Genomic DNA, 23,663 nt, shown 5'->3' with positions numbered 1-23,663 from the left:
CTTTATCGGTTTTTGCCGGGCGACGCGTGCGCTAAAGTGCAGGCCTGTCCTACTCGCCGTGATCGCCATGTCCTCCGCCCCCATCAGCGACTTCCACGCCTATCCCGACGCCAATGGCCACTTCGGCCGCTACGGCGGCCGCTTCGTCGCCGAGACCCTGATCGGGCCGCTGCAGGAACTGGCCGCGGCTTATGACCAGGCGCGCCAGGATCCGGCCTTCATCGCCGAGTACGACAAGGACCTCAAGCACTACGTCGGCCGGCCCAGCCCGATCTACCACGCCGAGCGGCTCAGCCGCGAAGTCGGCGGCGCGCAGATCCTGCTCAAGCGCGAGGACCTGAACCACACCGGCGCGCACAAGATCAACAACACCATCGGCCAGGCGCTGCTGGCCAGCCGCATGGGCAAGACCCGCATCATCGCCGAGACCGGCGCCGGCCAGCACGGCGTGGCCAGCGCCACAGTCGCCGCGCGGCTGGGTCTGGAATGCGTGGTGTACATGGGCGCCACCGATATCGAGCGGCAGAAGATCAACGTCTACCGGATGCAGCTGCTCGGCGCGCGGGTGGTGCCGGTGACCTCCGGCTCGGCCACGCTCAAGGACGCGCTGAACGAGGCGATGCGCGACTGGGTGACCAACGTGCAGGACACCTTCTACATCATCGGCACCGTCGCCGGCCCGGATCCGTATCCGCGCATGGTGCGCGACTTCAACGCCATCGTCGGCCGCGAGGCGCGCGTGCAGATGCTCGAGGACTACGGCCGCCTGCCGGACGCGATCAGCGCCTGCGTCGGCGGCGGCAGCAATGCCATCGGCCTGTTCCACGCCTTCCTCAACGATCCGGGGGTGAAGATCTACGGCGCCGAAGCCGCCGGCGACGGCATCGCCACCGGCCGCCACGCCGCCTCGATCGCCGCCGGCCGGCCTGGCGTGCTGCACGGCAACCGCACCTACGTGATCTGCGACGACGACGGCCAGATCATCGAAACCCATTCGGTGTCCGCCGGCCTGGACTACCCGGGCGTCGGCCCCGAGCACGCGTTCCTGTCCGACAGCGGCCGCGCGGTCTACCAGGGCATCACCGACGACGAAGCGCTGGCCGCGTTCCACCTGCTGGCGCATACCGAGGGCATCCTCGCCGCGCTGGAATCCAGCCACGCGGTGGCGCAATCGATCAAGCTGGCGCGCGAGTTGCCCAAGGATGCGCTGGTGCTGTGCAACCTGTCCGGCCGCGGCGACAAGGACGTGCACACCATCGCCGCGCGCGAAGGCATGGTGCTGTGAGTGGGCGCGGCGGCGGCAACGATCTTTATCTGACTTGGCGCGACCCGCAACACGGGTTCGCGGTTCGCTACGACACCGGAGAAGGCACCGTGACATCGATGTACTGGGGAAGCTGGGACGCCGTGCAATTGATGGAGGGCTGCGCATGAGCCGCGCCGCGAACCGCATCGCTACGCGCTTCAACGCGCTGCGCCAGGCCGGGCGCAAGGCGTTGATCCCGTTCGTCACCGCCGGCGATCCGTCGCTGGAGGCGACGGTGCCGGCGATGCATGCCTTGGTCGAGGCCGGCGCCGACGTGATCGAACTCGGCGTGCCGTTCTCCGACCCGATGGCCGACGGTCCCACCATCCAGCGCAGCTCCGAGCGCGCCCTGGCGCGCGGCGCCGGCTTGGCCTACGTGCTGGAGACGGTCAGCGCGTTCCGCCGCGACGATGCGGCCACGCCGGTGGTGCTGATGGGCTACCTCAATCCGGTCGAGATCCACGGCACCGCACGCTTCGCCGAGGAAGCGGTGGCGGCCGGCGTGGATGGCGTGCTGCTGGTCGATCTGCCGCCGGAAGAGTCGGCCGAAACCCTGGCGATCTTCGCCGCCGCCGGCCTGGACCTGATCGTGCTGGCCTCGCCCACCACCAGCGACGCGCGCATCGGCCTGTTGTGCGACGCGGCACGCGGTTACCTGTACTACGTCAGCTTCGCCGGCGTCACCGGTGCCGACCACCTCGACACCCGTGCCGCCGGCGACCGCCTGCGCCAGCTGCGCGCGCGTTCGGCGGTGCCGGTGGTGGCCGGGTTCGGGATCAAGGACGCCGCCAGCGCCAAGGCCATGGCGGTGGACGCCGACGGCGTGGTGGTCGGCAGCGCGCTGGTCGCGGCGCTGGCCGAGGCGACGACCCTGGAGGCGGTGCGCGAACGCGCGCTGGCCTTCCTGGCGCCGTTGCGGCAGGCGCTGGACCAGGACTGAGGGCCTGGATCCACCGGCGGCTGGCGCCATCCATCGGTAAGGTTGGCAGGCGTTTGCGGTGGGGCGCTCGGCTGCGGATTTTCTGGAGACGAGGGTAGGTTGCGCGGCTTCGCCCGTACCTTCGCCGCTGCGCCCGCTCCGCGCCCCGGCCCGCACCAATGGCTGGCGCTTCACGGCACGCCTGCCAGTAGCGGCGCATGCCTTGCCCCCTAACCCCGCCGGAAGCCAGAGGCCAGGCCCCGCTTGCTATGCGACGCGATTGCGCGCCGGCGACGGGGTAGGGATGTTGCGGCGCATCAACCGGCGTGGCGCTGCGGCCCGCGTGATCTCGTTGCGGCGCGATATCTAGCTCCGCGCTAGACTGTCGCCCCTTGGCGGCCTGGTGGGCCGCGCGACTGGATCGTCATTCCGCATGAGTTGGCTCAGCAAATTGATGCCCTCCGGCATCCGCACCGATAGCACGCCCAGCAAGAAGCGCAGCGTCCCCGAAGGCCTGTGGGAGAAGTGCCCCAACTGCAGCGCTGTGCTGTACCGGCCGGAGCTGGAGGAGAATCTGGAGGTGTGCCCGAAGTGCGGCCACCACATGGCGATCCGCGCGCGCGCGCGCCTGGCCTCGCTGTTCGATCCGGACACCACGCCGACCGAGATCGGTGCGCGCCTGGGTCCGACCGACGCGCTGAAATTCAAGGACCAGAAGAAGTACAGCGAACGCATCAAGATCTCGCAGAAGAGCACCGGCGAGTACGACGCGCTGATCGCGATGCAGGGCCTGCTCAAGGCGCAGCCGCTGGTCGCCGCGTCGTTCGATTTCGCCTTCATGGGCGGCTCGATGGGCTCGGTGGTCGGCGAGCGTTTCGCGCTGGCCGCGGAGACCGCGCTGCAGATCGGCGCGCCGTTCGTGTGCTTCTCCGCCAGCGGCGGCGCGCGCATGCAGGAAGGCCTGTTGTCGCTGATGCAGATGGCCAAGACCTCGGCCGCGCTCGGCCGCCTGCGCGAAGCCGGCCTGCCGTACGTGTCGGTGCTGACCCATCCGACCACCGGCGGCGTCTCGGCCAGCTTCGCGATGCTCGGCGACATCAACATCGCCGAGCCGTACGCGCTGATCGGCTTCGCCGGCCCGCGGGTGATCGAGCAGACCGTGCGCGAGACCCTGCCGGAAGGCTTCCAGCGCTCGGAGTTCCTGCTCGAGCATGGCGCGATCGACCAGATCTGCGACCGCCGCGAACTGCGCGACCGCCTGTCCGAACTGCTGGCGATGATGATGCGCCAGCCGGCTCCGGCCAAGACCGAGGTGGTGGCATGACGGCCGGGATTCGGGATTCGGGATTCGGGATTCGTGGTCCCGCGCGGCCGATGGATTGCGCGGCGAGCGCGCGTTTCGTTGGGCCGACGCAATTCCCGGGCTTTGCCCGATTCCCGATTCCCGATTCCCGATTCCCAGCCGCATGAGCACCCGCAAGTACTTCGGCACCGACGGCATCCGCGGCCGGGTCGGGCAGGGCGCCATTTCCGCCGATTTCGTGATGCGCCTGGGCAATGCGCTGGGCCGCGTGCTCGGCGCCGGCGCCGCCGGCACTGCGCGGCCGACGGTGGTGATCGGCAAGGACACGCGCATCTCCGGCTACATGTTCGAATCGGCATTGGAGGCCGGGCTGGTCGCTGCCGGTGTCGATGTGCAGTTGCTTGGGCCGATGCCGACCCCGGCGGTGGCGTTCCTGACCCGCACGCTCGGCGCCGACGCCGGCATCGTGATCAGCGCCTCGCACAATCCGCACTACGACAACGGCATCAAGTTCTTTTCCGCCGAGGGCGAGAAGCTCGACGACGCCACCGAGAGCGCGATCGAAGCCGCGCTCGACGCGCCGTTCGCCACGGTGGAATCCGAGCGTCTGGGTAAGGCGATGCGCGCGCGCGACGCGATCGGCCGCTACATCGAGTTCTGCAAGGCCAGCGTGCCGCGCGGTTTCGACCTGCGCGGGCTGAAGGTGGTGCTGGACTGCGCGCACGGCGCGACCTACCACATCGCGCCGCTGCTGTTCCGCGAGCTGGGCGCCGAGGTGATCGCGATCGGTGCCGCGCCGGACGGGCTCAACATCAATGCCGGGGTCGGCTCGATGCACATCGACAACCTCGCCAGCAACGTGCGCCAGCATGGCGCACAGCTGGGCATCGCCTTCGACGGCGACGGCGACCGCGTGCTGATGGCCGACGACCAGGGCAACCCGGTCGACGGCGACGACCTGCTGTACGTGCTGGCCTGCGGCTGGCAGGCCAGCGGCCGCCTGCGCGGGCCGGTGGTCGGCACGCTGATGACCAACTACGGGCTGGAACAGGCCCTAGCCGCGCTGCAGTTGCCGTTCCTGCGGGTCAAGGTCGGCGATCGTTACGTGCACCAGGCGCTGGTCGAGCACGGCGGCGTGCTCGGCGGCGAGACCTCCGGGCACATGCTGTGCCTGGACCGCGCCACCACCGGCGATGCCATCGTCAGCGCGCTGCAGGTGCTGGAGGTACTCAAGCGCTCGCGGCAGAGCCTGCGCCAGGCGCTGCAGGGCCTGCGCAAGGTGCCGCAGCAGACCGTCAACGTGCGCCTGCAGCAAGGCGCGCGCCCGGCCGAGGCGGCCAGCGTGCAGGCCGCGCTGGCCGCGGCGCAGGCGGCGGTGCAGGGGCGCGGGCGCGCCTTCCTGCGTCCGTCCGGCACCGAGCCGGTGGTGCGGGTCACGGTCGAGGCCGACGACGCCGCGCTGATGCGCGACACCCTGGAAAAGCTCGCCGAGGCGGTCCGTGACGCGGCGTGAGTCGATCGCCATCGGCATCGTGGTGGTCATCGCCAAGGCGACCACCTTTTACCTGCTGTACCGCCTGCTGATCTGATCGCGGCGTCTTTCCCTTTCACGACTACGGTTACCGCCATGACTGCGCGCATCCCGACCCTGGACATCACCCGCTTCGACACTGACCGCGACGCCTTCGTCGCCGAGCTGGGCGCGGCCTACCGCGAGTGGGGCTTCGCCGGCATTCGCAACCATGGCATCGCGCAGGCGCAGATCGATGCGGCCTATGGCGTGTTCAAGGCGTTCTTCGCCTTGCCGGAGGAGGTCAAGCGCAAGTACCACGTGCCCGGCAGTGGCGGCGCGCGCGGCTACACCGCGTTCGGCGTGGAAACCGCCAAGGACTCCAAGCACTTCGACCTGAAGGAGTTCTGGCACATCGGCCGCGAGATTGGCGAGGATTCAAAATATCGCGACGTGATGCTGCCGAACCTGTGGCCGAGCGAAGTGCCGGGCTTCCGCGAGCACGGCTACGGCCTGTACCAGGCGCTGGACCAGCTCGGCGCGCGCGTGCTGGCGGCGCTGGCGTTGCATATCGGCCTGCCCGAGCACTACTTCGCCGACAAGACCGATTCGGGCAACGCGATCCTGCGCCCGATCCACTACCCGCCCATCACCGCCGACGATATCCCCAACGTGCGCGCCGGCGCGCACGAGGACATCAACCTGATCACCCTGCTGGTCGGCGCCAGCGCCGCTGGCCTGGAAGTGAAGTCCAAGCAAGGCGAGTGGGTGCCGTTCACCTCCGACGCCGACACCATCGTGGTCAACATTGGCGACATGCTGCAGCGCCTGACCAACCACGTGTATCCCTCGACCACCCACCGCGTGGTCAACCCGCCGGGCGAACAGGCGCGGCAGCCGCGCTACTCGGTACCGTTCTTCCTGCACCCGAACCCGGATTTCGTCATCGACGTGTTGCCCTCGTGCATCAGCGCCGACAACCCGAGCCGCTACCCAGAGCCGATCACCGCGCAGGGCTATCTGGAAGAGCGGTTGCGCGAGATCAAGCTGAAATAGTCGGGATTTGGGATTCGGGATTGGGGATTCGCAAAAGCGGGGCGTGCGCTGCGGATACAAACGCCGGCTCGGGAATCCGCTCTTGCGAATCCCTAATCCCGAATCCCCAATCCCGGCTCACAACGGCCTGATTCGTTGGGAGCCGCGTCGCATCACTTTCAGCAGCAGCGCATTCGGCAGCAATGCGACCAGGCCCAGCAGGGCGCGGTAGAACGCGCCCGGCACCACCCGCACGCGGCCGTGTTCGGCGCCGTCGATGCCGGCGCGTGCGACCGCGGCGGTCTGCAGCCAGGCCCAGCGCGGTAGTTTGTCCATCTGTTCGCGGGTGCCGGTCACGTCGTGGAATTCGGACCAGGTGAAGCCCGGGCACAGTGCGCAGACGTTGACGCCGCGGTCAGCGTTTTCCAGCGCCAGCGATTCGCTGAAGCGCAGCATGAAGCTCTTGGCCGCCGCGTACAGGGTCTGGCCGTCGGCGCCGGGCACCAGCGCGGCGAACGAGGCGACGTTGAGGATGCGGCCCTGGCCGCTGGCGCGCAGTGCCGGCAGCAGGCGCCAGGTCAGTTCGCAGACCGCGCCGACCATCACCTGCAGGAACGCGGCGTGGGTGGCCCAGTCGCTGTCGGGAAAGCGCCCCGGCACGCCGTAGCCTGCATTGTTGACCAGGATCCGCACCGCCAGGCCGCGCCGTTCCAGTTCGGCCACCAGTGCGGCCGGTGCCGCCGGGTCGGCCAGGTCGGCGACCACGATCTGCACCGGCACCTGCGCGCGCAGTTCCTCGGCCAGCGCCTGCAGCAGCGCCTCGCGCCGCGCGCTGAGGATCAGCGGCACGCCGCGGCGCGCGTATTCGCGGGCGATCTCGCGGCCGATGCCGCTGGAGGCGCCGGTGATCAGGGCATGGCCGGAAGGCTGGGGCATGGCGGTCTCGCAGAAGGCGGCAAAGGGTGGGGCAGGGCGGCAGCGGAGGCGGCGAAGCGGGGCGGCGGCGCCGGGCCTCACCGCGCATGGGCTATCCTTTCGGCACTTTTTCGCCGGAGAACGCGCCGATGCGACGCAAGATCGTAGCCGGAAACTGGAAGCTGCACGGCAATCGCCATTTCGCCACAGCGCTGGTGCACGAGGTGGCCGCGGGCCTGCCCGCCGACGGCGTGGAGGTGGTGATCCTGCCGCCGCTGCCGTACCTGGGCGACCTGATCGAGGATTTCGAGGACCATGCGTTGCGCTTCGGCGCGCAGGACGTGAGCAGCAACGAGAAGGGCGCCTATACCGGCGAGGTGTCGGCGGCGATGCTGGTCGATGTCGGCGCCGAGTACGGCCTGGTCGGGCATTCGGAGCGGCGCCAGTACCATCACGAGAACAGCGAGCTGGTCGCGCGCAAGTTCGCCGCGGCGCTGCATGCGGGACTGATCCCGATCCTGTGCGTGGGCGAGACCCTGGAGCAGCGCGAGGCCGGCCAGACTGAATCGGTCATCGCCGCGCAGCTGGCGCCGGTGCTGGCGCTGGTCGGCGCGCAGGGCTTCGCCCAGGCCGTGGTCGCCTACGAGCCGGTGTGGGCGATCGGCACCGGGCGCACCGCCAGCCCGGCCCAGGCGCAGGCGGTACACGCCTTCATCCGTGGCGAAGTCGCCGCCCACGATGCTAGAATCGCTGATTCGCTGCCGCTCCTGTATGGGGGCAGCGTCAAGCCCGACAACGCCGCCGAGCTGTTCGCACAGCCGGACGTCGATGGTGGGCTGGTCGGCGGCGCTTCGCTGGTCGCCCAAGAGTTCCTGGCCATCGCGCGAGCGGCGGCCGCCCGTTAACCGAACGGTCGCCATGCTGGCGGCCGCTCGCTACTCAAGTCGCAACTGTCCGGACGGATTTCGAAATGCTGATGGTCATCCTCAATGTGGTCTACGTGCTGGTGGCGATCGCGATGATCGCGCTGATCCTGATGCAGCGCGGTTCCGGCGCGGCGGCGGGTTCGGGCTTCGGCGCGGGTGCGTCCGGCACCGTGTTCGGATCGCGCGGCGCGTCCAACTTCCTGTCCAAGTCGACCAAGTGGCTGGCGGTGGTGTTCTTCGGCATCAGTCTGTTCATGGCCTGGTATGCCGGCCACAGCGCGCGCCCGGCCGCGGAGGCCAATCTCGGCGTGATGTCGCAGGCCGCGACCCCGTCGCCGGCCGCGCCGGCCGGCGAGCTGCAGATCCCGCAGGCCCCGGCCTCGACCGCGCCGGCCGCCGCCGCACCTGCCGCTGCGGTGCCCGCGCAGCAGCCGCCGGAAAATGCACAACAAAAGTCGCCTGCCCCATCGCAGAAAGACTGAAGACGGTTACAATATGTTGCGCGGCGGGATGCCGCGCGCGATACGCAAGCCCAGGTGGCGGAATTGGTAGACGCACTACCTTGAGGTGGTAGCGACTTAGGTCGTAGGGGTTCGAGTCCCCTCTTGGGCACCATTGTTTGGCTACGGTTTCTGCGCAGGAACGTCACGTCCCTTGCCGGAAGATCGTCTATCCCATGCCTGCGCGGCACGCGCGCGGGCACAGGCAAGAGAGAATTGCGAGTGCTGGCCGAATATTTGCCCACCCTACTGTTTCTGATCGTGGCCACCGGAATCGGCGTCGCGCTGATGCTGGTGGGACGGTTCCTCGGTCCCCGGCGTCCCGACGCGAAGAAGCTCTCGCCCTACGAGTGCGGCTTCGAGGCCTTCGAAGACGCGCGCATGAAGTTCGACGTGCGCTACTACCTGATCGCCATCCAGTTCATCGTCTTCGATCTGGAAATCATCTTCATCGTGCCGTGGACGCAGGTGTTCATGGATCTGGGGGCTCGCTCCCTGGTCACCATGGGCCTGTTCGTGGGCATGCTGTTCCTCGGTTTTATCTACGTGTGGAAGAAGGGAGCGCTGGAATGGGAGTGATTCAGACCCTGGATCGCCTGATGACCAACCCGATCCCGGAAGGGCGGGTAGACGACATCCTGCGTCCCGAAGGCGAGAACCCGTTGCTCGAGAAGGGCTACGTGACCACCAGCGTCGATGCGCTGCTGAACTGGGCGCGCACCGGCTCGATGTGGCCGATGACCTTCGGTCTGGCCTGCTGCGCGGTGGAGATGATGCACGCCGGCGCCGCGCGCCTGGACCTGGACCGCTACGGCGTGGTGTTCCGCCCGTCGCCGCGCCAGTCCGACGTGATGATCGTCGCCGGCACCCTGGTCAACAAGATGGCCCCGGCGCTGCGCAAGGTCTACGACCAGATGCCCGACCCGAAGTGGGTGATCTCGATGGGCAGCTGCGCCAACGGCGGCGGCTACTACCACTATTCGTATTCGGTGGTGCGCGGTTGCGACCGCATCGTGCCGGTGGATATCTACGTCCCGGGCTGCCCGCCGACCGCCGAAGCGCTGGTCTACGGCATCTTGCAGCTGCAGAAGAAGATCTGGCGAACCCAGACCATCGCGCGCTGATTCCTCTTACTTCTTAAGAGCACGCCAAGCCCCCATGGCAGAGCAAGCATCTTCCTTTAGCGACCGACTCGGCGCCCGTTTCCCCGGCAGCCAGGTGTTCGTGGTCCTCCCGCGTGGCGAAGTCACCCTGGAAGTGCCGGCCGACGCCTGGCACGCCACCTGCCTGGCGCTGCGCGACGAGTTCGGTTTCGAGCAATTGTCCGACCTGTGCGGCGTGGACTACCTGGGCTACGGCAGCGACGAGTGGGATACCGCCGACGTGTCGTCGCAGGGCTTCAGCCGCGGCGTCGAAGGTAAGGGCATGGGCCGGTTCGGCTGGGGCGAGTTCCCCAGCGGCGAGACCGCCGGTGACATCCAGCCGTTGCCGGTGCCGCTGCAGCGCTATGCGGTGCTCGCGCAGCTGATCTCCTATCGCCACAACCAGCGCCTGCGCGTGCGCTGCTATGCGCCGAACGAAGACCTGCCGGTGGTGGCCTCGGTCACCGACATCTGGCCGGGCGCGAACTGGTTCGAGCGCGAGGCGTTCGACCTGTTCGGCGTGGTCTTCGCCGGCCACCCGGACCTGCGCCGCATCCTCACCGACTACGGCTTCGTCGGCCATCCGTTCCGCAAGGATTTCCCGCTGATCGGCAACGTCGAAGTGCGTTACGACGAAGAGAAGCAGCGCGTGGTCTACGAGCCGGTGACCTCGGTCGAGCCGCGCGTCGGCGTGCCGCGCGTGATCCGCGACGATGCGCGTTACCAGACCGCCGCGGGCGAAGCATTCAAGGAGCCCGCCAAGTGAGCGAGTACCACCAGGCGCACGACGCCTTCGCCAGCAATCCTGCCGAGAGCAAGCAGGAGATCCGCAACTACACCATGAACTTCGGCCCGCAGCATCCGGCCGCGCATGGCGTGCTGCGCCTGATCCTGGAAATGGACGGCGAGACCGTGGTCCGCGCCGATCCGCATATCGGCCTGCTGCACCGTGGCACCGAGAAGCTGGCCGAGTCCAAGCCGTTCAACCAGTCGATCGGCTACATGGATCGCCTCGACTACGTGTCGATGATGTGCAACGAGCACGCCTACGTGCGCGCGATCGAGACCCTGATGGGAATCGAGGCGCCGGAGCGCGCGCAGTACATCCGCACCATGTTCGACGAGATCACCCGCATCCTGAACCACCTGATGTGGGTCGGTTCCAACGGCCTGGATCTGGGCGCGATGGCGGTGATGCTGTACGCGTTCCGCGAGCGCGAAGAGCTGATGGACTGCTACGAGGCGGTGTCCGGCGCGCGCATGCACGCGACCTACTACCGGCCCGGCGGCGTCTATCGCGACCTGCCGGACCGCATGCCCAAGTACAAGGAATCGCGCTGGCACAAGGGCAACGCGTTGAAGCGGCTCAACGCCGCGCGCGAAGGCTCGCTGCTCGACTTCCTGGAAGACTTCACCAACACCTTCCCGGGCCGGGTCGACGAATACGAGACCCTGCTCACCGACAACCGCATCTGGAAGCAGCGCACCGTGGGCATCGGCGTGGTCACGCCGGAGCAGGCCTATGGCTGGAGCATGACCGGGGTGATGCTGCGCGGCTCGGGCATCGAGTGGGACCTGCGCAAGAAGCAGCCCTATGCCAAGTACGACGCGGTGGATTTCGACATCCCGGTCGGCACCAACGGCGACTGCTACGACCGCTACCTGGTGCGCGTGGCCGAGATGCGCGAATCCAACCGCATCATCCAGCAGTGCGTGAAGTGGCTGAAGGCCAATCCTGGCCCGGTGATGGTCGAGAACTTCAAGGTCGCCCCGCCCAAGCGCGCGGAGATGAAGGACGACATGGAAGCCTTGATCCATCACTTCAAGCTGTTCAGCGAAGGCTATTGCGTGCCGGCCGGCGAGACCTATTGCGCGGTCGAGGCGCCGAAGGGCGAGTTCGGCTGCTACCTGGCGTCCGACGGCGCCAACAAGCCGTTCCGCGTGCACCTGCGCGCGCCGGGCTTCGCCCATCTGTCCTCGATGGACGCGATCGTGCGCGGGCACATGCTGGCCGACGTGGTGGCGATGATTGGTACCTATGATCTGGTGTTTGGTGAGGTCGACCGATGAAGGCGACAGGTAATTTCGAAGCGGCGCGCGACGTCGATCCGATGCTGGTGCTGAGCGACAAGACGCGCGCGCACATCGATCACTGGCTGGCCAAGTTCCCGCCGGACCGCAAGCGTTCGGCGGTGCTGCAGGGCCTGCACGCCGCGCAGGAGCAGAACCAGGGCTGGCTGACCGACGAGCTGATCGTCGGCGTGGCCAAGTATCTGGAGCTGCCGCCGGTGTGGGCCTACGAGGTCGCCAGCTTCTACTCGATGTTCGAGACCGAGAAGGTCGGCCGCAACAACGTCGCCTTCTGCACCAACATCAGTTGCTGGCTCAACGGCGCCGAAGACCTGGTCGCGCATGCGGAGAAGAAGCTCGGCTGCAAGCTGGGCCAGTCCACCGCCGATGGCCGCGTCTACCTCAAGCGCGAAGAAGAATGCCTTGCCGGCTGCGCCGGCGCGCCGATGATGGTGATCAACGGCCACTATCACGAGCAGTTGACCAAGGACAAGGTCGACGCGCTGTTGGACGGGTTGGAGTAACGGCAATGGCACAGCATCCCCACGCTCCCACCGGCCCGGTCGGGCCGGCCCCACTGCCGCACCAGGTCGTGCTGACCACGCTGCACTACGACACCCCGTGGTCGTACGAGAGCTACCTGAAGACCGGTGGCTACGCCGCGCTGCGCAAGATCCTCGAAGAGAAGATCGCGCCGGAGCAGGTGGTCGAGATGGTCAAGCAGTCGAACCTGCGCGGCCGCGGCGGCGCCGGCTTCCCGACCGGCCTGAAGTGGTCGTTCATGCCCAAGGGCGCGCCGCAGAAGTACATCCTGTGCAACTCGGACGAATCCGAGCCGGGCACCTGCAAGGACCGCGACATCCTGCGCTACAACCCGCATTCGGTGGTGGAGGGCATGGCCATCGCCTGCTACGCCACCGGCAGCACGGTGGGCTACAACTACTTGCGCGGCGAGTTCCACCACGAGCCGTTCGAGCACTTCGAACAGGCCCTGGCGGACGCCTACTCCAACGGCTGGCTGGGCAAGAACGTGCTCGGCAGCGGCGTGGACATCGACATCTACGGCGCGCTGGGCGCCGGCGCCTACATCTGCGGCGAAGAGACCGCACTGATGGAGTCGCTGGAAGGCAAGAAGGGCCAGCCGCGCTACAAGCCGCCGTTCCCGGCCAACTTCGGCCTGTACGGCAAGCCGTCGACGATCAACAACACCGAGACCTACGCCTCGGTGCCGGCGATCATCCGCAACGGTCCGGAATGGTTCCTGGGCCTGAGCAAGACCAAGAACGGCGGGCCGAAGATCTTCTCGGTCTCCGGCTGCGTGCAGAAGGGCGGCAACTTCGAGGTGCCGCTGGGCACCACCTTCGACGAACTGCTGGAGATGGCCGGCGGCCTCAAGCCGGGCCGCACGCTGAAGGGCGCGGTGCCGGGCGGCGTGTCGATGCCGGTGCTGAAGGCCGAGCAGCTCAAGGGCCTGCAGATGGACTACGACACCCTGCGCGCGCTGGGCACCGGCCTGGGTTCGGGCGCGATCGTGGTGCTCGACGACAGCGTGTGCTGCGTCAAGTTCGCCTGCCGCATCTCGCAGTTCTTCCACAAGGAATCCTGCGGCCAGTGCACCCCGTGCCGCGAGGGCACCGGCTGGATGCACCGCGTGCTCGAGCGCATCGTCGCCGGCAAGGCCACGATGGAAGACCTGCACCAGTTGAGGACGGTGGCCGGCCAGATCGAAGGCCACACCATCTGCGCGTTCGGTGAAGCGGCGGCATGGCCCATCCAGGGCTTCCTGCGCCAGTTCTGGGACGAATTCGAGTACTACATCGTCAACGGCCATTCGATGGTTGACGGCAAGAAGCTGGAGGCAGCCGCCGCATGAGCGCGCAACCCAACAATCCTGGCGCGACCCCGGCCGTGGTGCCGGAGGGACATGTGACCGTCGAGATCGACGGCCAGTCCCTGGTCGTGCCCAAGGGTTCGATGATCATCCAGGCCGCCGACAAGGCAGGCATTCCGATCCCGCGCTTCTGCTACCACGAGAAGCTGCCGATCGCGGCCAACTGCCGCATGTGCCTGGTCGACGTGGAGAAGTCGCCGAAGCCGTCGCCCGCGTGCGCGACGCCGGTGATGGACGGCATGAAGGTCGCCACGCGCAGCGAGAAGGCGCTGAAGTACCAGCGCAGCGTGATGGAATTCCTGCTGATCAACCACCCGCTGGACTGCCCGATCTGCGATCAGGGCGGCGAGTGCGAACTGCAGGACGTGTCGCTGGGCTACGGCCGTTCGGTCAGCCGCTTCAACGAGCGCAAGCGCGTGGTGGCCGACGAGGACATCGGTCCGCTGGTCGCCACCGAGATGACCCGCTGCATTCAGTGCACGCGCTGCGTGCGCTTCACCGCGGACATCGCCGGCACCTACGAGCTGGGCGGCATGTACCGCGGCGAGAACCTGCAGATCGGCACCTACGACGGCAAGCCGCTGACCACCGAGCTGTCGGGCAATGTCATCGACGTGTGCCCGGTCGGCGCGTTGACCAACAAGGTGTTCCAGTTCCGCGCGCGTCCGTGGGAACTGACCGCGCGCGAATCGCTCGGCTACCACGACGCGATGGGCTCCAACCTGTTCCTGCACGTGCGCCGCGGCGAAGTGCTGCGCACCGTGCCGCGCGACAACGAAGCGGTCAACGAGTGCTGGCTGTCCGATCGCGACCGCTATTCGCACCAGGGCCTGTACGCGGCCGACCGCGCCACGCGGCCGCTGCGCAAGATCGATGGCCAGTGGCAGGAAGTGTCCTGGGCCGATGGCCTGGCCGCCGCCGCCGACATCCTGAAGAGCAACCGCGGCGATGCGCTGGGCGTGCTCGCGCACCCGGCCACCTCCAACGAGGAAGGCGCCTTGCTGGCGCGCCTGGCTGATGGCCTGGGCAGCGGCAACCTGGACTACCGCATCGGCAACCGCGATTTCTCCGATGCCGCCGTGGCCGAGCCGTTCGCGGTGCCGCTGGCGCAGATCGAACAGGCCGACGTGATCGTGGTGCTGGGCAGCAACCTGCGCCACGAGTTGCCGCTGCTGCACGCCCGCATCCGCAAGGCACGCATGCAGCGCCAGGCGCGCGTGTATTCGATCAACCCGGTCGATTTCGATTTCGCCTTCGACCAGGCCGGCAAGCAGATCGTGGCGCCGTCCGGCTTCGCCGCCGCGCTCGCCGATGCGGCGTTGCGCGAAGCAGTGCAGGGCGCCGCCGGGCGTGCGGTGCTGATCGTCGGCGCGCTGGTCGAGAACCATCCGCAGGCCGCCGCGCTGCGCGCCGTCGCGCGCGACTTCGCCGCCGCCACCGGCGCGGCGCTGTGCCGCGTGCCGCAGGGCGCCAATGCGGTCGGCCTGGCCAAGCTTGGCGTGCTGCCGAGCGCGCGCGACGTGGCCGGCATGTTCGCCGAGCCGCGCAACGCCTATGTGCTCTACGGCATCGAGCCGGGCCTGGACTTCGCCGATGCCGGCGCCGCGCGCGCCGCGCTGGGCGCGGCCAAGGTGGTGGCGTTCAGCCAGTTCGCTTGCGCCTCCACCCGCGACGTCGCCGACGTGATCCTGCCGATCGGCGCGTTGCCGGAAATCGACGCGACGCTGACCAACCTGGACGGCGTCGAGCAGCTGGCGCGTGCCGCCGGCAAGCTGCCGGACCAGGCGCGCGAAGGCTGGCGGGTGCTGCGTGCGCTTGGCGGCGAACTGCAGCTGGCCGGCTTCGACTTCACCGACCTGGCCGGCCTGCGTGCCGGCGTGCAGCCGCGCAGCGTGAGCCTGCGCGGTTCGGCGCAGGCCGCGGCGGCGGGCGAGGGCATCGAAGTGGCGGCGACGCCGGCGATCTACCGCACCGATGCGGTGGTGCGCCGTGCGCCCGCGCTGCAGGCGCATCCGCTCAACGACGCGCCGGCGATCCGCCTGCATCCCGAGCATGCCGCGCAACTGGGCGTGGCCGCCGGGCAGGTGGTCAAGGTCGGTAACGCCGTCGGCAACGCGACGCTGCCGGTGGTGCTGGATCCGCGGGTCGCGGCAGGGGTGGCCTGGATCGAATCCGGCCATGGTGCGACGGCGCCGATCGGTGCCGGCCGGGTAACGGTGGTGGCTGCATGAACGAGATGCTGTTGAACGTGGTCGATCCGCTGCACCAGTGGTTCGTCGGCCTGGGCGCGATCGGCGTGGTCCTGTGGATCGTGCTGAAGATCCTGCTGATCACCATGCCGGTGATCATCTCGGTGGCGTTCTACGTGGTCTGGGAGCGCAAGCTGATCGGCTGGATGCACGTGCGCCACGGGCCGATGTACGTGGGCATGGGCATCTTCCAGGCCTTCGCCGACGTGTTCAAGCTGCTGTTCAAGGAAATCATCCAGCCCAGCAGTTCGCACAAGGCGATGTTCGTGATCGCGCCGCTGATCACCCTGGCGCCGGCGTTCGCGGCCTGGGCGGTGGTGCCGTTCGACGCCAAGCTGGTGCTGTCCAACGCCAACGCCGGCCTGCTGTACCTGCTGGCGATGACCTCGCTGGGCGTGTACGGCATCATCCTGGCCGGCTGGGCGTCCAACTCCAAGTACGCGTTCCTGGGCGCGATGCGCTCGGCCGCGCAGGTGGTCAGCTACGAGATCGCGATGGGCTTCGCCCTGGTCGGGGTGATGATCGCCGCCGGCAGCCTCAACCTGAGCACGATCGTGGCGGCGCAGGCCGGCAACTCCGGCTTCTTTGACTGGTTCCTGGTGCCGCTGTTCCCGCTGTTCATCGTGTACTGGGTGTCCGGCGTGGCCGAGACCAACCGCGCGCCGTTCGACGTGGTCGAGGGCGAGTCGGAAATCGTCGCCGGGCACATGGTCGAGTATTCGGGCGGCGCGTTCGCGCTGTTCTTCCTGGCCGAATACGCCAACATGATCCTGGTCAGCTTCCTGGTCTCGATCTTCTTCCTGGGCGGCTGGCTGAGCCCGATCCAGGGCTGGATCACGGCGGACATTTCGCCGTGGGTCAACTGGATCTGGACCGGCGGCTGGCCGTGGCTGCTGATGAAGGTGTTGTTCTTCGCCAGCGCCTACATCTGGTTCCGCGCCAGCTTCCCGCGCTACCGCTACGACCAGATCATGCGCCTTGGCTGGAAGGTGTTCATCCCGCTGACGATCGTATGGATCGCGGTGACGGCATTGATGGTGTTCTACGGCGTGATCCACAAGGGCGTGTAAGCGATGAATAAAGTCACCCATTACTTCAAGAGCCTGCTGCTGCTCGAGCTGCTCGGCGGCCTGTGGCTGACCCTGAAGTACACGTTCCGTCCCAAGTACACCGTGCTGTACCCGATGGAAAAGTTCCCGCAGTCGGTGCGCTTCCGCGGCCTGCACGCGCTGCGCCGCTATCCCAACGGCGAGGAACGCTGCATCGCCTGCAAGCTGTGCGAGGCGGTGTGCCCGGCGTTGGCGATCACCATCGATTCGGCCAAGCGCGAGGACGGCACCCGCCGCACCACCCGCTACGACATCGACCTGTTCAAGTGCATCTACTGCGGTTTCTGCGAGGAAAGCTGTCCGGTGGACTCGATCGTGGAAACCCACGTGCTCGAGTACCACTTCGAGAACCGCGGCGAGAACATCGTCACCAAGCCGCAGCTGCTGGCGATCGGAGACCGGCTCGAAGCCGAGATCGCCGAGCGCCGCGCCGCCGACGCCGCCTTCCGTTGAGGTCCTGAAATGGATTGGGTAAATATCGCTTTCTGGATCTTCGCCACCACCGCCGCGGTTTCGGCCGGCGCGGTGATCAGCGTGCGCAACTCGGTGTACGCGGTGCTGTGCCTGATCCTGACCTTCTTCTCCATCGCCTGCGTGTGGCTGCTGGTGGGCGCCGAGTTCCTTGGCGTGACCCTGGTGCTGGTCTATGTCGGCGCGGTGATGGTGCTGTTCCTGTTCGTGGTGATGATGCTCGACATCGATACCGCGCGGCTACGCCAGGGCTGGGTGCGCTACCTGCCGGTCGGCTTGGTCGTGGCGGTGGCGATGCTGGTGCAAATGGTCACCCTGATCGGGGTCAAGGCGCGTACCGCCACCCCGTTCCCGGCCGACAACGCCGCTGCGCAGGCCGCCGACACCTCCAACATCACCTGGCTGGCCAAGACCCTGTTCACCCAGTTTCTGCTGCCGTTCGAATTCGCCGCGATCATCCTGACCGTGGCGGTGGTGGCGGCGGTGATGCTGACCCTGCGCAAGCGCACCGGCATCAAGACCCAGAACCCGGGCGAGCAGGCGCGGGTCAAGGCCGGCGACCGCTTGCGCATCGTCAAGATGGATGCCGAAAAGCCCACGCTGCACACCCCGGCTCCGGCACCGCAGGAGGGCCAGCCATGATCACCCTAGGCCACATGCTGGCGCTCGGCGCGGTGCTGTTCTGCATCAGCCTGGCCGGCATCTTCCTCAACCGCAAGAACGTCATCGTGCTGCTGATGTCGATCGAGCTGATGCTGCTGTCGGTCAACATCAATTTCGTCGCGTTCTCGCGCGAACTCGGCGACGCCGCCGGCCAGCTGTTCGTGTTCTTCATCCTGACCGTGGCCGCGGCCGAGGCCGCCATCGGCCTCGCCATCCTGGTGACGCTGTTCCGTACCCGCCACACGATCAACGTGGCCGAAGTCGATTCGCTGAAGGGCTGACCCGTAGATGGAAATCACTCTCTCCAAGAGTCTGTTGATCGCGGTGGTGCTTGCGCCGCTGTTCGGCAGCATCGTCGCCGGCCTGTTCGGTCGCCAGGTCGGGCGCAAGGGCGCCCAGTCCGTCACCATCCTCGGCGTGGCGGTCAGCTGCGCGCTGTCGTGCTGGACCCTGTACCAGCTGGTCGGGCAGGGCGCCTCGCCGTTCAACCAGAACCTGTACACCTTCTTCGAGGTCGGCCACTACTCGGCCCACGTCGGCTTCATGGTCGACCGGCTGACCGCGATGATGATGGTGGTGGTGACCTTCGTGTCGCTGCTGGTGCACATCTACACCATCGGCTACATGGCCGAGGACCCGGGCTACCAGCGCTTCTTCAGCTACATCTCGCTGTTCACCTTCTCGATGCTGAGCCTGGTGATGAGCAACAACTTCCTGCAGCTGTTCTTCGGCTGGGAAGCGGTGGGCCTGGTGTCGTACCTGCTGATCGGATTCTGGTTCAAACGTCCGAGCGCGGTGTTTGCCAACATGAAGGCGTTCCTGGTCAACCGCGTCGGCGATTTCGGCTTCATCCTCGGCATCGCCGGCGTGCTGCTGTGGTTCGGCACGCTCGACTACGCCAGCGTGTTCGCCAACGCAACCGCGGTGCTCGGCAACGAGGCGGCCGGCGGCCTGGCCCAGGTGCAGCTGTTCCAGGGCCATCCGTGGAACGTGGCGACGATCATCTGCATCTGCCTGTTCATCGGCGCGATGGGCAAGTCGGCGCAGGTGCCGCTGCACGTGTGGCTGCCCGACTCGATGGAAGGCCCGACCCCGATCTCGGCGCTGATCCACGCCGCGACCATGGTCACCGCCGGCATCTTCATGGTGGCGCGCATGTCGCCGCTGTTCGAGCTGTCGCAGACCGCGCTGAACTTCGTGCTGTTCATCGGCGCCACCACCGCGTTCTTCACCGGCCTGATCGGCATCGTGCAGAACGACATCAAGCGCGTGGTCGCCTATTCGACGCTGTCGCAGCTGGGCTACATGACCGTGGCGCTGGGCGTGTCGGCGTACTCGGCGGCGGTGTTCCATCTGATGACCCACGCCTTCTTCAAGGCGCTGCTGTTCCTGGCCGCCGGCTCGGTGATCGTCGGCATGCACCACGAGCAGGACATGCGCAAGATGGGCGGCCTGCGCAAGTACATGCCGGTCACCTACTGGACCAGCGTGATCGGCACCCTGGCGCTGGTCGGCACCCCGTTCTTCGCCGGCTTCTATTCCAAGGACACGATCATCGAGGCGGCCGCGCACCATGCGCACGAATCGCACAACTGGATCGCGACCTACGGCTACTGGGCGGTGCTCGGCGGCGTGCTGATCACCAGCTTCTACAGCTTCCGCCTGCTGTTCCTGACCTTCCACGGCAAGGAACGCTTCCGCGATGCGCATGCGCACGACGTGCATGCACACCACGACAGCGCGCACACCGATGCCGAGGTGCAGGCGCATGCGCACGACGATCACGCGCACGACGACCACGGCCACCATGGCGCGCACGAGCCGCACGAATCGCCGTGGGTGGTGACGGTGCCGCTGGTGCTGCTGGCGATCCCGTCGATCGCGATCGGCTTCTTCACCATCGGCCCGATGCTGTTCGGCACCGATTGGGCGGGGCACCATGCCGCGGTGGCGATCAAGGGCCAGGCGGTCGGTTTCTTCAGCGGCATCATCGACTTCTACAACCCGGCGCGCGACAGCGTCGGCGCGCTGGCCGAAGAGTTCCACGGCCCGGTCGCGTTCGCGCTGCACGGCCTGACCCAGCCGCCGTTCTTCCTGACCCTGGCCGGCTTCGCCCTGGCCTGGATCCTGTACCTGTGGAAGCCCGAGTTGGCGGCGAAGGCGCGCAAGACGTTCTCGCTGCCGGTGTGGATCCTCGAGAACAAGTACGGTTTCGACAAGCTCTGGATCGACGGCTTCGCCGGCGGCGGGCTGGGCCTGGGCAAGGTGTCGCGCGCGGTGGATACGCATGTCGTGGACGGCGTCATGGTCAACGGCACCGCGCGCGTGATCGACCTGGCGGCCAATCTGCTGCGTCGCACGCAATCCGGTTTCCTCTATCACTACGCCTTCGCGATGATCATCGGTCTCATTGCCCTGTTGGGCGTGCTGATGCATTTCTGGCGTTGACCTGTACGGAATAAGAACACGTGTCGAACTGGCCCCTACTGACTCTCCTGATCTGGCTGCCGATCCTCGGCGGCGCGCTGATCCTCGCCTTGCGCGACGCCAAGGCGGCGCGCTGGGCGTCGCTGCTGGTCGCGTTGCTGACCTTTGCCCTCAGCCTGCCGCTGCTCACCGGCTTCGACTACGCCAGCGACGCGCTGCAGTTCGTCGAGACCCATGCGTGGATCCCGGCCTACGACATCGGCTACAACCTCGGCGTCGACGGCATCGCGATCGCGCTGATCGTGCTGACCACGCTGGTCACGGTGCTGGCGCTGATCGGCGCCTGGACCTCGATCGAGAAGCGGGTCAACCAGTACGTGGCCGCGTTCCTGATCCTGGAAGGCGTCACCGTCGGCATCTTCGCCGCCACCGACGCGATGCTGTTCTACGTGTTCTTCGAGGCGATGCTGATCCCGATGTTCCTGATCATCGGCATCTGGGGCGGCCCGCGCCGCATCTACGCCGCGGTCAAGTTCTTCCTGTACACCTTCCTCGGCTCGGTGCTGATGCTGGTCGGGTTGATCTACCTGTACCTGAAGGGCGGCAGCTTCCAGCTCGCCGACCTGTACCAGCTGTCGCTGACCTCCAAGGAACAGACCTGGTTGTTCTTCGCGTTCCTGATCGCGTTCGCGGTCAAGGTGCCGATGTTCCCGGTGCACACCTGGCTGCCGGACGCGCACGTCGAGGCGCCGACCGCCGGTTCGGTGATCCTGGCCGCAATCGCGCTGAAGATCGGCGGCTACGGCTTCCTGCGCTTCAACCTGCCGATCCTGCCCGACGCCAGCAACGAATGGGCCTGGCTGGTGATCGCGCTGTCGCTGATTGCGGTGATCTACGTCGGCTTGGTCGCGCTGGTGCAGGACGACATGAAGAAGCTGATCGCGTATTCGTCGATCGCGCACATGGGCTTCGTCACCCTGGGCACCTTCATCGCCTTCGCCCTGGTCGGTTTCGGCAGCGCCGATGCGGCGCGCCTGGGCCTGCAGGGCGCGATGGTGCAGATGATCTCGCACGGCTTCGTGTCCGGCGCGATGTTCTCCTGCGTCGGCGTGCTCTACGACCGCATGCATACCCGCCGCATCGCCGACTACGGCGGCGTGGCCAACGTGATGCCGTGGTTCGCCGCGTTCTCGATGCTGTTCTTCATGGCCAATGCCGGCCTGCCGGGAACCAGCGGTTTCGTCGGCGAGTTCATGGTGCTGATGGCCAGCTTCCAGACCCATCCGCTGCTGGCCGTCGGTGCGGGCACGACCCTGGTGATCACCGCCGCCTATACCTTGTGGCTGTACCGGCGCGTGTTCTTCGGCGAAGTGGCCAATGCGCACGTGGCCGAGCTGAAGGACATCAACGGCCGCGAGGCGCTGGTGCTGGGCGTGTTTGCGGTGGGCGTGCTGGTCCTGGGCCTGTATCCGAAGCCGCTGACCGACCTGATGGAACCCTCGATCGCAAAGCTGGCGGCGCAGATCGCCACCAGCAAGCTGTAATCGGGCCGTCGAGCGAAATGATTCCAGAGATTTGATGATGACCACCCCTGCGCTACTGCCCCTGACCGCCGTCGACCTGCCGCCCCTGCTCCCCGAGCTGGTGCTGACCGGCGGCGCCTTCGCCCTGCTGATGCTCGATCTGTTCGTCAGCGAGCGCAACAAGGCCTGGACCCACATCGTCTCGGTGGCGATCCTGGTCGCGGTGTTCGCGATGCTACTCGCCGGCGTGGGCGGGCAGGGCGAGGTGTTCAACGGCATGTTCGTGCGCGACGCCGCCGCCGACGTGATGAAGACGGTGATCGTCGGCCTCAGCGCGCTGACCCTGATCTACGGCTGGAGCTACCTGCGCGAGCGCAAGCTGTACCAGGGCGAGATCCCGGTGCTGGTGCTGTTCGCCACGGTCGGCATGATGATCCTGGTCTCGGCCGGCAGCCTGCTGATGGTGTACCTGGGCCTGGAACTGCTGGCGCTGTGCTCCTACGCGCTGGTCGCGTCGAACCGCGACAACGGCATGGCCACCGAGGCGGCGATGAAGTACATCGTGCTCGGCTCGCTGGCCTCGGGCCTGCTGCTGTACGGCATGTCGCTGATCTACGGCGCCACCGGCACGCTGAGCCTGACCGGCATCCACGAGGCGATCGGCTCCACCCACGAGCGCACGTTGCTGCTGACCGGCACCATCTTCATGATCGCCGGCGTGGCGTTCAAGCTCGGCGCCGCGCCGTTCCACATGTGGCTGCCCGACGTGTACCAGGGCGCGCCGGCACCGATCGCGCTGTTCATCAGCTCGGCCTCGAAGCTGGCCGCGTTCGGCATGGCCTACCGGCTGCTGGAAGTGGGCGTCGGCCCGCTGGCCGAGCAGTGGCACTGGGTGATCGGCGGCCTGGCGGCGCTGTCGCTGCTGGTCGGCAACCTGATGGCGCTGGCGCAGAGCAACCTCAAGCGCATGCTGGCGTATTCGACTGTCTCGCACATCGGTTTCCTGCTGCTCGGCGTGGCCGGCGGCGGCGAGCGCGGCTATGCGGCGGCGCTGTTCTACGCGATCTGCTATTCGGTGATGTCCACCGCCTCGTTCGGCGCGATCATCGCGATGTCGCGCAAGGGCTTCGAGGCCGAGCACATCGACGACTTCAAGGGCCTGAACGCGCGCAACCCGTGGATGGCGCTGCTGGTGCTGTGCATCATGGCCTCGCTGGCCGGCGTGCCGCCGTTCCTGGGCTTCTGGGCCAAGCTGGCGGTGCTCGGTGCGGTGCTCGCGGTGCCGACCGACAACCTCTGGTGGACCGGCCTGGCGATCCTGTCGGTGCTGTGCGCGGTGATCGGCGCGTTCTACTACCTGCGCGTGATCAAGGTGATGTACTTCGACGAGCCGGTCGGCGAGCCGTTGCCGGCCAACGACGACCGTGTGCTCGGCGTGGTGCTGGGTGTGAATGCGATCGGCTTGCTGGCGCTGGGCCTGGCCTGGAGCCCGCTGATGGCGTGGTGCCAGCGCGCGTTCGCGCATCTGGCCTGATCGCGCGCGAAAGCGCTGTTTTCAAGCTGTTTGCGACAACGCCGCCATCTTGGCGGCGTTGTCGTTTGTGCATCGAACGATGCTATCGCTATTCCGTTATCGGTCGCTTGCGGTTATCATGTCGCTCGAAGACCGGCGGCATCGCCACCGGGTCGGATGAAAATCAGGGC

22 protein-coding genes and 1 tRNA gene are annotated in these 23,663 nt (G+C 67.3%); 22 read left to right on the top strand and 1 reads right to left on the bottom strand.

Translation table 11 applies throughout. From position 1 onward, the window contains the following. The first annotated feature begins 67 nt into the window (after window positions 1-67). From trpB to HEP74_RS13350, 5 genes are all read left to right on the top strand, one after another. Window positions 68-1,285, top strand: a complete 1,218-nt coding sequence (trpB, locus tag HEP74_RS13370) for a tryptophan synthase subunit beta (RefSeq protein WP_185813288.1) — start codon at window positions 68-70, stop codon at window positions 1,283-1,285. A gap of 145 nt (window positions 1,286-1,430) precedes the next feature. Further along, entirely contained in the window at window positions 1,431-2,246 is an 816-nt protein-coding gene (gene trpA, locus HEP74_RS13365; protein ID WP_185813287.1) for a tryptophan synthase subunit alpha, read from the top strand. Window positions 2,247-2,658: 412 nt separating this feature from the next. Next, window positions 2,659-3,549 (top strand): acetyl-CoA carboxylase, carboxyltransferase subunit beta, encoded by an 891-nt coding sequence (gene accD, locus HEP74_RS13360; protein ID WP_009590585.1) that lies wholly within the window; start codon window positions 2,659-2,661, stop codon window positions 3,547-3,549. Between the two features lie 142 nt (window positions 3,550-3,691). Then, window positions 3,692-5,041, top strand: a complete 1,350-nt coding sequence (gene glmM, locus HEP74_RS13355) for a phosphoglucosamine mutase (RefSeq protein WP_185813286.1) — start codon at window positions 3,692-3,694, stop codon at window positions 5,039-5,041. A 114-nt stretch (window positions 5,042-5,155) separates the two neighbouring features. Beyond that, complete coding sequence (locus HEP74_RS13350) at window positions 5,156-6,094, top strand: isopenicillin N synthase family dioxygenase (RefSeq protein ID WP_185813285.1); 939 nt, start codon at window positions 5,156-5,158, stop codon at window positions 6,092-6,094. A 117-nt stretch (window positions 6,095-6,211) separates the two neighbouring features. Here HEP74_RS13350 and HEP74_RS13345 read toward each other — a convergent pair whose 3' ends face one another. Continuing rightward, window positions 6,212-7,009, bottom strand: coding sequence for an SDR family NAD(P)-dependent oxidoreductase (locus tag HEP74_RS13345; protein ID WP_185813284.1), 798 nt, complete (start codon window positions 7,007-7,009; stop codon window positions 6,212-6,214). 128 nt (window positions 7,010-7,137) lie between these two features. Here HEP74_RS13345 and tpiA point away from each other — a divergent pair, with 128 nt between their 5' ends. From tpiA to nuoN, 17 genes are all read left to right on the top strand, one after another. Further along, window positions 7,138-7,893, top strand: a complete 756-nt coding sequence (tpiA, locus tag HEP74_RS13340; protein ID WP_185813283.1) for a triose-phosphate isomerase — start codon at window positions 7,138-7,140, stop codon at window positions 7,891-7,893. Between the two features lie 65 nt (window positions 7,894-7,958). After that, window positions 7,959-8,396 carry a preprotein translocase subunit SecG gene (gene secG / locus HEP74_RS13335; protein WP_185813282.1) on the top strand — a complete coding sequence of 146 codons (438 nt, stop codon included), beginning with the start codon at window positions 7,959-7,961 and terminating at the stop codon, window positions 8,394-8,396. A 48-nt stretch (window positions 8,397-8,444) separates the two neighbouring features. Further along, a tRNA-Leu gene (locus tag HEP74_RS13330) sits at window positions 8,445-8,529 on the top strand. A 107-nt stretch (window positions 8,530-8,636) separates the two neighbouring features. Then, window positions 8,637-8,993, top strand: coding sequence for an NADH-quinone oxidoreductase subunit A (locus HEP74_RS13325; protein ID WP_179563846.1), 357 nt, complete (start codon window positions 8,637-8,639; stop codon window positions 8,991-8,993). Then, entirely contained in the window at window positions 8,984-9,538 is a 555-nt protein-coding gene (locus tag HEP74_RS13320) for a NuoB/complex I 20 kDa subunit family protein (RefSeq protein WP_003467428.1), read from the top strand. The genes HEP74_RS13325 and HEP74_RS13320 overlap by 10 nt, the downstream gene beginning before the upstream one ends. Before the next feature lie 34 nt (window positions 9,539-9,572). Next, window positions 9,573-10,322 (top strand): NADH-quinone oxidoreductase subunit C, encoded by a 750-nt coding sequence (locus HEP74_RS13315; RefSeq protein WP_003467426.1) that lies wholly within the window; start codon window positions 9,573-9,575, stop codon window positions 10,320-10,322. Continuing rightward, entirely contained in the window at window positions 10,319-11,626 is a 1,308-nt protein-coding gene (locus HEP74_RS13310) for an NADH-quinone oxidoreductase subunit D (RefSeq protein ID WP_185813281.1), read from the top strand. The genes HEP74_RS13315 and HEP74_RS13310 overlap by 4 nt, the downstream gene beginning before the upstream one ends. Beyond that, on the top strand, window positions 11,623-12,150 hold the full coding sequence (gene nuoE, locus HEP74_RS13305; RefSeq protein ID WP_185813280.1) for an NADH-quinone oxidoreductase subunit NuoE: 528 nt from the start codon (window positions 11,623-11,625) through the stop codon (window positions 12,148-12,150). Before HEP74_RS13310 ends, nuoE begins: the two co-directional genes overlap by 4 nt. 5 nt (window positions 12,151-12,155) lie before the next feature. After that, window positions 12,156-13,499: an NADH-quinone oxidoreductase subunit NuoF gene (gene nuoF / locus HEP74_RS13300; RefSeq protein WP_185813279.1), complete on the top strand. Its 1,344-nt coding sequence runs from the start codon at window positions 12,156-12,158 to the stop codon at window positions 13,497-13,499. Further along, complete coding sequence (gene nuoG, locus HEP74_RS13295; RefSeq protein WP_185813278.1) at window positions 13,496-15,748, top strand: NADH-quinone oxidoreductase subunit NuoG; 2,253 nt, start codon at window positions 13,496-13,498, stop codon at window positions 15,746-15,748. Before nuoF ends, nuoG begins: the two co-directional genes overlap by 4 nt. Next, the gene (gene nuoH / locus HEP74_RS13290; protein ID WP_185813277.1) at window positions 15,745-16,836 is read left to right on the top strand and encodes an NADH-quinone oxidoreductase subunit NuoH; all 1,092 of its coding nucleotides are present in this window, start codon (window positions 15,745-15,747) and stop codon (window positions 16,834-16,836) included. Before nuoG ends, nuoH begins: the two co-directional genes overlap by 4 nt. Before the next feature lie 3 nt (window positions 16,837-16,839). Continuing rightward, complete coding sequence (gene nuoI / locus HEP74_RS13285; protein WP_003467418.1) at window positions 16,840-17,328, top strand: NADH-quinone oxidoreductase subunit NuoI; 489 nt, start codon at window positions 16,840-16,842, stop codon at window positions 17,326-17,328. 9 nt (window positions 17,329-17,337) lie between these two features. Further along, the gene (locus HEP74_RS13280) at window positions 17,338-17,988 is read left to right on the top strand and encodes an NADH-quinone oxidoreductase subunit J (RefSeq protein ID WP_185813276.1); all 651 of its coding nucleotides are present in this window, start codon (window positions 17,338-17,340) and stop codon (window positions 17,986-17,988) included. Then, window positions 17,985-18,290: an NADH-quinone oxidoreductase subunit NuoK gene (nuoK, locus tag HEP74_RS13275; RefSeq protein WP_179563852.1), complete on the top strand. Its 306-nt coding sequence runs from the start codon at window positions 17,985-17,987 to the stop codon at window positions 18,288-18,290. Before HEP74_RS13280 ends, nuoK begins: the two co-directional genes overlap by 4 nt. A 7-nt stretch (window positions 18,291-18,297) precedes the next feature. After that, on the top strand, window positions 18,298-20,457 hold the full coding sequence (gene nuoL / locus HEP74_RS13270; protein ID WP_185813275.1) for an NADH-quinone oxidoreductase subunit L: 2,160 nt from the start codon (window positions 18,298-18,300) through the stop codon (window positions 20,455-20,457). A gap of 20 nt (window positions 20,458-20,477) precedes the next feature. Next, window positions 20,478-21,980 carry an NADH-quinone oxidoreductase subunit M gene (locus HEP74_RS13265; RefSeq protein ID WP_185813274.1) on the top strand — a complete coding sequence of 501 codons (1,503 nt, stop codon included), beginning with the start codon at window positions 20,478-20,480 and terminating at the stop codon, window positions 21,978-21,980. Between the two features lie 37 nt (window positions 21,981-22,017). After that, complete coding sequence (nuoN, locus tag HEP74_RS13260) at window positions 22,018-23,493, top strand: NADH-quinone oxidoreductase subunit NuoN (protein WP_185816628.1); 1,476 nt, start codon at window positions 22,018-22,020, stop codon at window positions 23,491-23,493. The last annotated feature ends 170 nt before the right edge of the window (window positions 23,494-23,663 follow it).

The organism is Xanthomonas sp. SS (genome assembly GCF_014236835.1).
Lineage (GTDB): Bacteria > Pseudomonadota > Gammaproteobacteria > Xanthomonadales > Xanthomonadaceae > Xanthomonas_A.
Note: the sequence above shows the minus strand (reverse complement) of the source record. Positions and strands in the feature narration are given on the sequence as shown.